We start from the raw sequence: 396 nt of genomic DNA, 5'->3' as shown, positions 1-396 counted from the left end.
GAAGGACGAGCGTGTTGACGAAGAAGCCGATGAGGCCCTCCGTCTCCGCGCGGGTACGGCCAGCGATGGGCGAGCCCACGCTGAGGTCCTGCTGGCCCGTGTAGCGCGCAAGCAGGCCCTGCCAGGCGGCCAGCAGCACCATGAAGAGGGAGCCGCCTTCCCGGTGGGCGAAGCCACGCAAGGCTTCCGTCAATTCCCGCGACAGGGTGAAGCCGAGGGTTGCGCCCGCGGTGCTCCGGACAGCGGGGCGGGGGAAGTCGGTGGGCAACTCCAGCACGGCCGGAGCCCCGGAGAGCTTCGTCTCCCACCAGGCCATCTCCTGCCGCAGCGTCTCACCTGAGAGCGTGCGGCGCTGCCAGTCGGCGTAGTCCGCGTACTGCACCGGCAGCGCGGGCA

General features: G+C 70.7%; 1 protein-coding gene. It reads right to left on the bottom strand.

Annotation, left to right across the window (positions count from 1 at the left end; translation table 11 throughout):
- Nucleotides 1-396 (bottom strand): condensation domain-containing protein (locus tag ACLEQD_RS45200; RefSeq protein WP_410392040.1); only part of this gene is annotated, 396 nt, incomplete at both ends.

The sequence above is a fragment of the Corallococcus sp. 4LFB genome (genome assembly GCF_046520365.1).
Lineage (GTDB): Bacteria > Myxococcota > Myxococcia > Myxococcales > Myxococcaceae > Corallococcus > Corallococcus caeni.
This window is presented reverse-complemented; position numbering and strand designations above follow the sequence as displayed.